Here is a 12,341-nt window from a genome sequence, read left to right as displayed (position 1 = left end):
GGGCGCTCTCAACGCTGGCGGGTTGGTTGGGCCACATGCGGCTTGGCAGCATTGCTGGGTGCGGCTGTTTTTTCAGCCCGCGGGGGGCTCCAGCACCAAGCAATGTCGTTGGGTGGCCGAATGCCGGCTAGCCCCTGCTCAATTTTTGAGCCCGCAGCTGCCAAGGCCACATTTTGTGCAGCCTCCTGGGCTTGCATTGCCGTCAATTCACTCTGGATGGCTTGGAGGCGCTGGCCCATGCGGGTGAGTTGCAGCTGCAAGTCATCGGTTTGTCGAAACTTATCCAGCAACTGTTTTTCACCCTGTTGGCGGTACGTGATCTGAAGCTGGGTCAGATTTTCGCTCTCCATCAAGAGGCGCTGATTGGGAAAATCGTTGGCGGTAAAAGTGTGCACCCCCCCTGTAAACGTGGATAAAAAATCCACAAACGCACGCTCACCGCTCCAGTGCCGGGTCAGCTTGAAGTTGGCAAAAATCACTTCTAACGAGACATCGGTACACGCCCCAGCCGTCCAGACAAAGCTGGCATTGGTCGGAAAGTTGTAGTTATCCAAGACGGTGGAGCGACCACTGCACTGCAAAGTCAGCCGGGTTTGTTGCGGTAAAGAGCGCGCACCTGGATTGACCTGTGGCGGTGTGGCAGTCAGCGCCACCACCGCTGTAGAGGCCTGGGACAGCGCCAGTTGCTCTTTGGCGGCGGTTTGCTCGGCCTCCAGGGTTTTTTTCTCTGCTTCCAGTGCCAGCTTGGCTTGCTCTTTGGTGGCTTGCTCTACATGGCTTTGGCGCTGGGCGCTGACCAAGTCACTTTGGGCGTGTTGAATGCGGCTGACATACGCATAAAACGCCCCCGATAACGGAATTTGCACCCCCAGCGCTGGGCGGCCACTGTAGCGTCGGGCATCGCGCTGGATAAAGGTTTTGATCGGTCCATTCATGAATGCCGGCAGCTGCCCGCGCTCGCCATACAGCAGTTCGTTGAGCACGACCGGATCATGTACCCCGTCAATTGCACTGAGCACCTGTCCATGCCAATCGCTTTGCATCCGGCAGGCGGCCACTTCGCTGGCGTAGCGGATGGCAAAGTCCAGCGAGCCGGTCACCAAGCTCCAAACCACGTCCTCGCGCGGGTCTGCGCCTTTGAGGGCTTGGGTCAATTGCGTGCGCACATCGGCAGCCTCCCACAAGGGGGCCGATTTGACGGCCGGGTCTGCGCCATAGCCCCAGGTGTCCAATGCCACCTGGAACGCTTGTGCGTCGCTTTTTTGCAGATCGGCCACCACCCCTTTGATTAATTGCTGGAACTTGCTCAGTGCCTGGGCTTGGGCGAGTTCATCGCGCATCACATCAACACCGGCTTGTACCGAGCCACCCTTGGCCACGTTTTTGAGAATATCGCCCCCCAGCGCATTGGCCACCTCCAGTTTGCTCAGTGCGCTGGCACCGGTGGTCAGATCCTCTTTCTGGGACAGCTGCAATAGCCGGGCCATCGCCACGGCGCGGTTGGCCCAAGGTGTCCGGTCTTGGGCCGGAATCACCGCCAAGCGTTCGGCACTGCGCTGCAGCAGCTTCAGAAAGGGGTCATTCGGGGTTCCGACCACACTTAAAGTCTCTAGCCACTCACCATGGGTTTTCAGGCGCGTCTGCGCACTGAGCAAACTGTTTTGAAGGAAACGGTACCAAGCGTCTTGGGTATCGTTTTGGTATTGCACCAAGAAGCGTTGGCGCTGTTCTTTCCATAGCGCTTGATCCCGGCTGGCTTTGCCCAGTTCATCCATAAAGCTCAGGATGGCATGGTGGCCTTGCAGGGTGTGCGCCCCGGAAAGGCTGAGGTTGGCACTGTCGATATCCGACCAATACTCACTCAGCCGAATGGGGGGCAGGTTGCCTTGCTGCTGCGCCCATGCGGTCAGCCACGACAGTGGACGGTTCTCCAATCCCATGCTGTCCAGTTGCACCAGCAAGGCCGCACGTTGGTTTTGGAGGGCCGCAACATCAGACTGCCACTCTAGATAAGAGCGGTAAGAGGCCCCCACCGTGGCCATTTGGGCTGCGCTGATAGGCGCAGCAGGGCCATACTTTTGGTACAACAACCACAGCGCGGCCCCGGGCAAGGGCAGCTTGTCCATGGGTTGGTTGTTGAGTCGGGCATCCAATAAGTTGATGCTGCGCACCAAAAACTCGGCGTAGGCCGCAATGACATCGGGATCCCCTTGGTTGGCAGCATCGCGAAGATTCTGCGACAGGGTGCCATCGAATAGGGGCGCACGAATTTCACTGTTAAACAGCAAAACATAATCAGCGCGGTACTGTGCTTGCAGCGCCTCAATATGCCCGGAAAAAGGCAACAGCTTGTGCCAGCCGCGCTGCTGTTGTTCCATCATATTGAGCAGTGCTTGGCGAAAGCGGCGCATGGCATCCAGGTCGGTTTCCAAGCCTGCTTTGAAGGTTGCCATCTTGGGCGGCTCTTTGGCTGCTGCGGCCAGTGTTTCGCTGGTATGGCGCTGGGCATACACCAAGAGCGTCCCTGCGGCGGCGGCGGCCATCAGCCAGGCGACCACGGCGGCATGCACCATCAGCCGGCGCCAGCGGTGCCAGCTGTCAATGGGTTGGTAAGCGTAGCGCTGACCCGGCAAGAGTGTGGCCAGCAGTGCATGGCTAAACCAACCTTCTTGCCCCCCTTCGGCATTTTCTGTGCTCGCGGTGAAAAACAAACCCGAAAGCAGTGCCGGCTCGCTGTACAGACTGGCATCGAAGGCTGGGATGAGTAATTTTTCCAGCCTCGGGCGCAAGGTGGTGATCTGCTCGGGCAGGCTGAACGCTCGCGCGTCGGGTAAGCCGCGCACCCCCAGGCTGATGCGCAGATCAGCCAGGCGCTGCGCCAAGCCCGTGAAGACTTCATCCAGGAAGGCTGTCGCCCCTTGGCTGCGCTGCTGGCTTAACAAGCCCAAGGGCTGCTGGCGCTGTGCAGGGGTTAATGCCTGCCCCCACTGCAGCAAGCCAGGGATGGCCTGCGCCCCCGTGATAATGAAATACACCGGTAAGCGGGCACCAAAGACTTGGACCAAGTCGTTGAGTCGATAGCGCAGATTTTGACCTTGCTCGGCCAAGTGCTCCTCGCTCTCGGTGAGCAGGCTGTGGGCATCAATGACCAGCATCACCCCATTGAGGGGTTCGCGTCGGCGTGAGCGCAGCAACCAATACAGCAAGCGGCGCCATTCTGGACTGGCATCGCTGTGCATGGCCAAGCGCCCGGCGGGTTCAAGAAAAATACCGTGCTCTAAGAACCACCAATCGAGCGTGTTGGCTACTGGGCGGGCCTCTTGACCGCGGTGACCTGGCCGCAACGCGGGAGGCAGACCACTTAAAGGAATCAGGCTGCTTTGGCCACTGCCACTTTGCCCCAGCATCAAGAACCAGGGCAGCACGTACAGCGGCGAGCCCATGCGGCTCAGGCGCGATGCGCGCAGCACCCCAAGACCAGCGTTCCAATCTTGATCGACCTCGGTGGCTTGATCACCACGCTGGCGAGGCATCTGCGCTTGCATCTTGGAGCGCAAGCGCCAGGCGTACCAGCGCCGTACTCCCCAGCGCACCAAGAGCACAGCCAGCACCACCCCAATAAACATCGGGGGGACATACCACCACGGCCAATCCTGAAAGAGTGCCAAGGCCCAAAGGGCGAGCACACCGCCGACCAGCAGCAGCGCCCAAAGCAAGAAGAGCCCGATTTTTTTTAGCATCAGCGCACCTCCAGTAACTGACGGACTTCTTGTGCGAGCGAGAGATCAAAAGTGAGGTACAGCCCGGCCAAGACCAGCGCCGGAATGCCGACGATTAACACCAGCGCAATGGCCGGCAGTTGGCGGCGCACCGTGCGCACCTTCTGCGGCAAGGCTCCCAAGGGCTGCTCAAACAGCGGGCTGTGCGCGTCCAATGGCTCCATGGCATGGTCTCGCATGACGCGCTCCAGCAGGAGTCGCCGCACTTGTGCCAGCTCCCCACCAGGGCGGGTGGCGTAACGGCCTTGAAAACCACTCAAGAGCGCCAAAGCGTACACCTCGCGCGCATCGGTGGCCGCCTCGGGCAGCGCCTCCAGCCGCTGGAAAAACTCCACGCCCGCACGGGTGGTGGAAAAAAAATGCCGCTGCAGCGGTGCCCTGCGCCATTGCGCGGCCCCTTCCCAGGGGTGGGACATGGCCGCCTCATCCACCCAGGCGACGACGGCAAATTGCGCCTCACGCACCTGGGCTTCGGCAAATTTCAATTCGCGGGCCTGGTTGGCCGCTGCCTCCAGCAGGTCGATAAGGGTCGGTGCCAGGCTTTCATAGCGCTGCCCTGGGTCGGCAAAGCCGGCTTTGGCAGCAGAAAAAATAGGCGTAAAACAGTTGGCAAGGCGCAAGGTTTTCATGAGCGCACGACCACTAAGTCAAGAACCAAGTCATCCACCGCTTGGGGCAGGAAGAAGGCGGCCTGGCGCTCTTTTTGCAAGGCTTCCCATTCGTCGCTCAGGCTCTCCAAACGGAAATACAAGGCCCCCGCCACGCGCGGCAGTCCTTGCGCTGGCACCTGCAGATAAATCAGTTCCACCCCAGGCAGTGCCCGATTAATCAAACTTTCCATAGCACTGACCGCACCAAGTTTGCCGTCTAAGGGCAAGGTTTCAGCCAATAAGCCCGAATCTGCTTCGCTGCGTGCCATTAAAAAGTAACGATGGCGTGGGCCAAAGAAGTCCTCTGGCAGCTGTGCTTGGTACAAACCATCTTGCATTTGCAGGCGCACCAGCAGCTCAGAGCCAATGGTGATTTCGTTGAGCTGCTGCGCAATCAGTGACACCAACGCAATGATGGCGGCCCCAGCCTCTTCGTGCTTATAGGCAGGCACCAGCGCCCGCCCATCGGGGGTTTGGCCCAGCATGTCACAACGATCGGAAAATAGGCTCAACTCCCCGACCAACTGGCGCAAGCTGCCATACAGATGCCAGGGTGAAAGCTGGGGCGTTTCCAGGTAATGGGTCAAGAGCGGGCCATAGCGGTTGAGCACCGCCAATGCCATCAGTCGATTGATGTGTGTGCCATCTACATCACCGCGCCGAGATTCTGCCGGTTGTTTGTAAACCTCAAGCTGGCGGGCCCGCCCGGCCAGCTCATCCCGCACCTCGCGCAGGGTCTGCATGAGCACGGGCGAAGCAGCAAGATTGACGCAGGGCGGGGTGTAACGCGCTGCGTACCGGGCACGGTCGCCATCGAGCTCCAAACGCGCAATCGGCAGCAGCTCATAGGCACTTAAATGCTCCAGCTCATCCTCCCAGAACAAGCGCAGCACATACGACATGGGCCGCAGCCGGGCCTCTGGCGAATTGCCCATCCGGTCGGCCACCACCTCTGCATCGGCCAAGACCGCAAAACGTGCTTCTGTGCGGGAGGCATCGGCCAGTTTTTCGAAGACCTGGGCATTGGCCTCCCCCGGCAGGCTGCGCCGCAGCCCCACATACAAGGTGCGGCCATTGCTAAATTCACTCAAATCAAGGGTGCGGGACTCCAGCACGGCATTGCCCGGATATTCGGCCAGCGTTCCCTGGGCAAAGCGTACCGACAGTTGGTCAATCAGGCAGTGCTTGGCCACCAGTGCGGCCTCATTGACTTGCAGCGAAATCAATCCCCAGGGGTGCGGGTGCACCAGTTCTGTTGTCCGGGTGATGCGCTGCTCGATGCGGGCATCGTTGTGTTGAAAATGCTGGGGCTGCAAAAACAAGCCCTGGTGCCAGTACAAAGGTTGGTCAAGGTTCATAAATAGTGTTCTCGGTACGAAGGGCGCCGTCAAAGCCAAGCAAGCCAAGGACGCGGCAGGGTCTGGTCACTGGGCATGATCGAGCGTCAAATTCGTGCCTGGCAGGGGCACTTCGCCCTCTTTGGGTTGAACCACAGGGACAGGGGCGAGGCGGCTTTGCTGGCTTCGCAGCACCGTGTCGGCAGCCATCAACAGGTCGATTGCAATGGGGCGGGGCGTAGCCTTCCAGGTCTTTTTCAAGAGGCCGCTGGAAGTCATATCCACACCAATTTGGTAAAGCTTGAAGCTGCGGGCAGGGTCCAAGTGCGCATAACCGGCGGCCACGCCCACCATTTTGGTGCCTTCTAAACGTGCCAGGCGCAGGGTTTTGGTCTCCCCAGGCTGCAAAAACACCCGTGTCAGGCTGATCAGTCCGGCCGGCGCACTCTCCATTAACAGCAAATTACTGAGCTGCTGCGGGCCAGCGATGTAAGGCGCAATCGCATTGGCTTGATCAAATTGGGTGATGACGACCAACAGGTTGTGCGACTGGCCTGCGTACTGGTTCAAATCTTTGCTGGCGCTGAAGTTGAGAACAATGGCGTTCTCGGCATAGTCCCACTTCAACTCATTGAGCGCCTGTTGTTCTGGCGTCACGCGCTGGCTGGCGCAGCCAAACAGCAGCGTGCATGCCGCCAGCAGTGCAATCAATCCCTTGTTCATTCTTGTACCCAATCGTATTGACGGACAGCCCCCTAAATCGGCGGGTGCCACTGTACTACACACTTATCCAAGCACCATGACCTTCACTTGGCTTGGTGCGGTCACTGTCCCCATGGTGTTATTGGCATTGTGCAAAGTCTGGCAAGTGACCCGCACTGCGGGTTTGCCGCCGACCATGACCTTCATACTGCCGTTGATGAAGGCCATCTCTCCTTTCATCTTGCCAGAGACTACGCCACCGGCAGCGCCCGCTTCATCGCCACTGGTCATGAGCACCTTGCTGGACATATTCATGGCGGGCTTCATGTCCAACAAGACTTTGGGCACCAAACCGCCGGGGTCGGCCATTTTGGTGTCGGCCATATTGGGGTAGGGGATGGGAATGGGGCCTGCTGGCGGGGCGGGCGTTTTGCAGACATCGGGCACCGTCGCCATGGCCATGGCGCCCCCGTTATTGAGCATGTACATCGTGCGCCTCAGCCTAGTTTGATCTGATCGCCATCAATGCAGACGCACTGCTGCGCATCCAGGTCGAGGCTTTTGGCCTGCACGCTCCAGTCGTCCTTGACCCGCTGGCGCAGGGAGCCGGCCAGCACCTCTTCATGGCCCTGAATCTGCCGACGGCTATCGCCATACTCGGCCTGGTGGCGTGCTGCTTTTTGGCTGTGTACCCCCGCACTGTCATGCCGCTGCAGCCAGTGGGACTGCATGCGTTGCCCACTGGCTTGCACCGCCGTGGCGCTCAGTTGTGCGCTTTGCAGCACCACGTTTGCTTGGTCTGCCTGGACCAACAACGCATGGCCGGCATCCAGATGCACCCCGTCCCGGGCCTCGATGCTCAAGCTGCCTGCGGGCACGCTGATCTGCAGATCGCCATCCAGGCGCAGGCGGGTGGGCTGGGCGATGGTGCGCTCCAGCACACTCAGGATGTAGCCGTCCGCCCCTTCCAGGCTGATCAACACCTTGTCCCCCACCACGGGCCGCACCAAGCAGCTGAACGCGGCCGCCAGCCAATAGCGCTGCCCCGTGCTGCCGACGACGCCAAAGCGCTCGCCCTCTAAGGCAATGACGCGCCCACTGCTTAACTGCATGGTCGATTCGCCAGCATCCGGGCGCGGGTGTTGATATGGGTGTTGGTGTCTGGGTTGGCTCATGGTGCAACTCCTTGGCGAGGTGGGTTTGGCCATTGCTCGGCGGCCAAGCGTTCGGTATCGGGGGGTTGAATATCTTGCAGATTGGCCTGCGCCCAATTGGCGTGGGAGAAATCGGCCGCGTGGGCATTCAGGCCGGTGACATCGGCACCGACGAATGAGGCGCGCGGGGCGCTGAAAGCGGTGCAATCGGCGTAACGCAACTGCGCCTGTGCAAAGTTGGCATCGGGCATGTGTGCTTGCGCCAACACGGCCATATTGAGCATGGCACGGCTAAAGTTCGCTTGCTCAAACCTGGCCTGGCTAAAAATGGCTTCTTCCAAGACCGCATCCGCAAAACGCAGCTGCGCACCCACGCATTGGTACAACGAGATCGAGGCGGCGTGGACGCGTTCAAAATCTGCCCCGTTCAAATCCGAGCCATCAAAGGCGCACTGAACCAAGCGTGCCGCCGCAAAAGACGATTGCGCCAGGCGGCAGTCGGTCATGCGCACCTCACTGAGCTGTGCGCACTGCCCTTGCAGCCCCTCTAAAACGCAAGCGCTCCACAAGGTTTTGCGCAGATCCGCGTCGGCCAGCAGCAGGCCAGGCAAGTGGCAATCATGAAGATGCCATTTTTGCAATGTGGCCCCGGTCAAATCCAGCCCTGCGCCCTGGCAGTGTTGCCAATACGCCTTCTTCCAGGCAGCAGCGCACAAGCGCACACCTGACAAAAAGCACGCCTCCATGGTGAACGCTTGCCCGGTGCTGTGTGAAAAATCAGCGCCCTCAAGCTGGCAATCTTTCCAGTGGGTATGGTCAAGATTGGCCCCGGCAAAGCAGGCACCACGGGCATGCACCCGCTCAAAGCGCGCACCGCTGAGGTTGGCCCCGCGGTAGTTGCCCTCCGTCAAACACAGGTCGCGCAAGGGAAAACCTGCGGCAATCTGCTGCTCAAGCGCTGATAAATCCATAGCATTAGCCACTGGCCAAATCCTCACGAAGGTTGCATCGCGTCATTAAAGCGTGGTTCAGATAAATTTCTTTGCTGTTCGCGCCTTCGCTGCGCAACCCGTGCAGGTTGCTGCTGCGCAGATCGACCTGCTCCAGGCACACCTTGCGCAGCCGGCTGCCCAGCAAGTTTGCCTCTGGCCATTGGGCGTTGCTCAAATTGCAGTCACTGAAATAAGCATTTTGAGCCACCAGTTGCGCGCCGTGGGTGGCACTGAGGTTGCAATGCTGCAGCAGCGCCGCATTCAGAGTTGCACCGCGCAGATCAGCCCCGCTCAGGTCGCAATGCTGCAAACAGGCCTGGCTCAGATCGGCATGCGTCAGCAGCGCCGCCTCCAGGGTGCAATGCGCGCTTGCGCGCCAGTGGCTCAGGTTGGCACCGCTGAGGTTCAGGCCCTGCCCGGCCACATTGGAAAAATCCGCTTCCCTGAGATTGGCACCCCGCAAATCTGCCGCGCCAAGCTGACAAGCCTGCAGCTGCGCCCGCTGCAGGTCTGCCTGGGCCCAGCGGGCCGCACGCAAATCGCAGGCGTTGAACCGGGCCCGGCCGAACTGACTGCCCTCCAAAGCAGCGTGGTTCAGCTGGCATTGCTGCCATTGCGTCTCTTGTCCGTTGGCCGATACCGCGTCGATTTCGGTCAGGTCACAGTCCTGCGCGCGCATTCCGGTTAAATCGGCCTCCGTCAATACGGCCTGGTGCAAGACCACACGCTGCAGCAGGGCCTGGGACAGATTGGCCTTGGCAAGCTGGGCATGGCCCAAATCGCAGTCGATAAACTGGCAGCGGGCCAAATGGCTGTGCGCTAAGCAGGCCCCTTGGAGCTGGCAATTTTCAAACACACTGCCTTGCAGATCCGCCTGGCGAAGGTCAATCCCCGACAGATCCAAACCCTGCAGCTGTAAATCCTGCAGCCCTTCGCCGGCGGCATAGCGTGCCTCCAGAATTTCACGGGTGATAGGTTTATCAATAGCTGGAAGCGCTTGAATATCAATACTTTTATCAAGGTATTTTGTATTATTTGCTGCTATTGCAGCGGAAAGAGCTCCTATTTTTGAATCAATTTCAGCCTCTACAGCGCGTTCCTGCGCGGCAGCCGCAGACAATTGCTCCAGCATCTGCGTTTGCTGCGGCTCTGGTAAATCCAGGCGGGCCAGGGTGGCTGGCAGGTCCACGGGCTGTGCCGCGAGCATGTCTTGCTGCGCTTGCTGCAGCATTGCTTCGGGCTCCAGCCCCATGCGCTCCAGGATGTCGCGTGCTTGCTGCTGTGCCGCGTCCATGGCTTGGGCGATTTCGGCTTCAATTTCTGCCCGCATGGCCGCCGCATCCAGTGGCTGGCTGGGCAGCGCTGGGGCCGCCAGAAGCGCCGCGTAATTGGTGTTGGGTGGAAAGGGATGCGCCTCGGGGTCAAAGGGCAGCCCCATGCGGTCTGCCAAGCGCTTGGACTGCGCCAGACCATCGGCGTAGGCTTGCGCCACCTCGTCATACAAGGGGTCACTGGCCGCTTGCAAACTGGCGGCCAACTCCGCTGCATCCGGTGGCGCGGCCGCGCCAGCAGCACCGGGCGCTGCTGCGGCCAGCCCAGCCAGCGCGGCGGGCGCTGGGGGCTCAAGCGCAGGCTGGGCCGCGCTGGGCAGCAGCCGCTCTAGCCAAGCTTGTTGCGCTAAGCGAGGTTCATTGGCCCGCTCAATCCCCAGGGCCACGGTGTCGATATCTGCACCATCCATATCTTGCACCGCCAAGTGCGTGCGGTAGAGCAACACCACCTGTTCATCGGCGGGAAACAGCCAGACGGTGTCCAGATCCAGCGGTGCCTCGCTGGCCGCCACAGCAGGGTCGGCATACTGCACAAACAACCGGGGGCGCAAACCCGGCAAATGCCCGCTGACCTGGGGTTGGCTGGGGTGCATCCCCACCACCTCCCAGGGCTCGTTGCCGCGCCAGTAGGTGCTGTGGCATTGGTCTTGGGCCACTTCGTCCAACCAGCGCAGATCGGTACCCGCAGGCAAGTAGGGGGCCTGCTGGGCTACCCAAGCGGCATCCAGCGCGCCCAAAAACTGCCGCCGTTGTGTGTGCTGGGGCGGTAGCGGTAAAAAGCTGGCGGTCGCGGCGCGTTGCTCTGGGGTCAAGACGGCCGCGCCCGGCTGGGCGAGCTCCAAGGGCGCAAGGCGCACACCGTGTGCTGCGCCGGCTTCGCTGACGTGGCCCATTCCTTGGGGGTTGTCTGGCCATTGGCTGCCGCCATAGGCGTTGGCCAGTACCAGTGGCACGCTGTGGATGGCCCCATCCTGGACGGCCGACCAGCCCAGCACCCCATGGTGCCAATACCGGGGCGGGAACACGTGCAGCGATTTTTCCACCCCTCCCACGCGCGCCCGCACCGCCATGCCCTGGCGCTGCGCCTCGGTCAGGGCATAGGCCGCCCCATGCACGGCAAAGCTGCCCCGGCTTTTCTTTAAGCCGCAATCCAAGGGCTGTTTGCCCAAACGTTCGGTGATCCACGCCCAAGCCTGGTTCGCCGGCATGATTTGGCCCTGTGCATCCACCAGCAACCCGATGGTGAGTACCACGCCATAACGGCCACCGCTGCGGGTATTCGCTTGCAGAATAAAACTGGCACCGTCGCATTTAAGCTGCATTGCACTTCCTGAGTGGTATGGGGATGGTTTTTAGAATAAGTAAAATATATTTATTCTTACGGTGATATTAAAGCGGTACGAAGAACTTTGCATCAGCCGCTTTTTGTCGAATTTCTTCTGCAACGATAGCAGTATCAATTTCCGCGCTGAGTGCAGCCTTGCTGGCCGATGAGGCGGTTCTTTGTGCTGCGTGTTTTAATGCCATCTCCCCTGCTATTACTGTTAATTCAGTCTGATCTGCTTGCAGTTTGGGATTGGGCAGCACCAGATTTCCTGCCGATAAACCAGGGGCGTTCAGGGACTGGGCACTTGCACTATTGGCCATAAGCAATGAACCAACATTGACAGAATCTTTTAAAAATGTATTTCCTGCCACTTGAAGCCGTCCTTCAAAAATCACATCACCACTAACGTGCAAGTCGCTATCAATGAAAACATTGGGTGTTTTGAGCAAAATCCCCATCGGGGTTAGCGTAATAGACGACTGCCCAACAGCAATCGTGTGGGTGCCATTGCTTTCATGCAGGTACACCTCGGATTGATCGCGGCGCATGGTTGATTTCAAACTGTGCAAATTATTTTTCTCTAATTTGATAAGTGCGCTTTCATTTTTTAATTTAAATATATATTTTTTGCCAAGATCAAATTTTCGGTTCAATGCATTCAAGCTATATTCTGCTTTGGGGCCAGCAAGAGCGGCATTGAAAGTGAAAGCCTGGAGATTAACTCCGCCTTTAAATAAACCTGCTGTTGCACTTAATTCGGTATTTGCAAGGCTGGTTTTCATAATGACGCGAAAATCTATTTCAGCCTTGCCAGATGCCCATTGGTTTTCTAGTGGATCGGCTTTTGTAATAAGCTTTTCATTTTCCTGCTTCTCCTGCTCCTTCTTTTTGTCTTTTTCTGCCTTTTCTTCGGCTGCTTTTTTTTGTTGGGCTTTTTCTTGCGCTTCGTTTTCTTTGCGCTTTTCCAGCTCTTTTTCTATGGCTTCAATGCGCTCGCTGTCGGATTGTGGGGCGTCATTGAAATTGTTTCTCAGTCCCCCCTCGGGGCTGGCGGGGGCAATCGGGGCGG

Annotated in this window: 8 protein-coding genes and 1 pseudogene; all 9 read right to left on the bottom strand. The window is 59.1% G+C overall.

Annotation, left to right across the window (positions count from 1 at the left end):
* Window positions 1–8 precede the first annotated feature (8 nt).
* Entirely contained in the window at window positions 9–3,740 is a 3,732-nt protein-coding gene (locus J1777_RS11375; RefSeq protein ID WP_207575816.1) for a type VI secretion protein IcmF/TssM N-terminal domain-containing protein, read from the bottom strand.
* Entirely contained in the window at window positions 3,740–4,408 is a 669-nt protein-coding gene (locus J1777_RS11370) for a DotU family type IV/VI secretion system protein (protein WP_207575815.1), read from the bottom strand. Before J1777_RS11370 ends, J1777_RS11375 begins: the two co-directional genes overlap by 1 nt.
* Window positions 4,405–5,787: a type VI secretion system baseplate subunit TssK gene (gene tssK / locus J1777_RS11365; protein WP_207575814.1), complete on the bottom strand. Its 1,383-nt coding sequence runs from the start codon at window positions 5,785–5,787 to the stop codon at window positions 4,405–4,407. Before tssK ends, J1777_RS11370 begins: the two co-directional genes overlap by 4 nt.
* A 66-nt stretch (window positions 5,788–5,853) precedes the next feature.
* Window positions 5,854–6,489, bottom strand: coding sequence for a type VI secretion system lipoprotein TssJ (gene tssJ / locus J1777_RS11360; RefSeq protein WP_207575813.1), 636 nt, complete (start codon window positions 6,487–6,489; stop codon window positions 5,854–5,856).
* A gap of 63 nt (window positions 6,490–6,552) precedes the next feature.
* A complete protein-coding gene (locus tag J1777_RS11355; protein WP_207575812.1) occupies window positions 6,553–6,957 on the bottom strand; it encodes a DUF4150 domain-containing protein in 405 nt (134 codons plus the stop codon).
* 8 nt (window positions 6,958–6,965) lie between these two features.
* Entirely contained in the window at window positions 6,966–7,643 is a 678-nt protein-coding gene (locus J1777_RS11350; RefSeq protein WP_207575811.1) for a DUF3540 domain-containing protein, read from the bottom strand.
* Window positions 7,640–8,593 (bottom strand): pentapeptide repeat-containing protein, encoded by a 954-nt coding sequence (locus J1777_RS11345; protein ID WP_207575810.1) that lies wholly within the window; start codon window positions 8,591–8,593, stop codon window positions 7,640–7,642. Before J1777_RS11345 ends, J1777_RS11350 begins: the two co-directional genes overlap by 4 nt.
* A 4-nt stretch (window positions 8,594–8,597) precedes the next feature.
* Window positions 8,598–11,267, bottom strand: coding sequence for a DUF2169 family type VI secretion system accessory protein (locus J1777_RS11340; protein ID WP_207575809.1), 2,670 nt, complete (start codon window positions 11,265–11,267; stop codon window positions 8,598–8,600).
* 67 nt (window positions 11,268–11,334) lie between these two features.
* Window positions 11,335–12,341: pseudogene (locus J1777_RS11335) on the bottom strand (hypothetical protein); the annotation flags it as partial.

Source organism: Comamonas denitrificans, assembly GCF_017368815.1.
Taxonomy (GTDB): Bacteria; Pseudomonadota; Gammaproteobacteria; order Burkholderiales; family Burkholderiaceae_C; genus Comamonas; species Comamonas denitrificans.
Note: the sequence above shows the minus strand (reverse complement) of the source record. Positions and strands in the feature narration are given on the sequence as shown.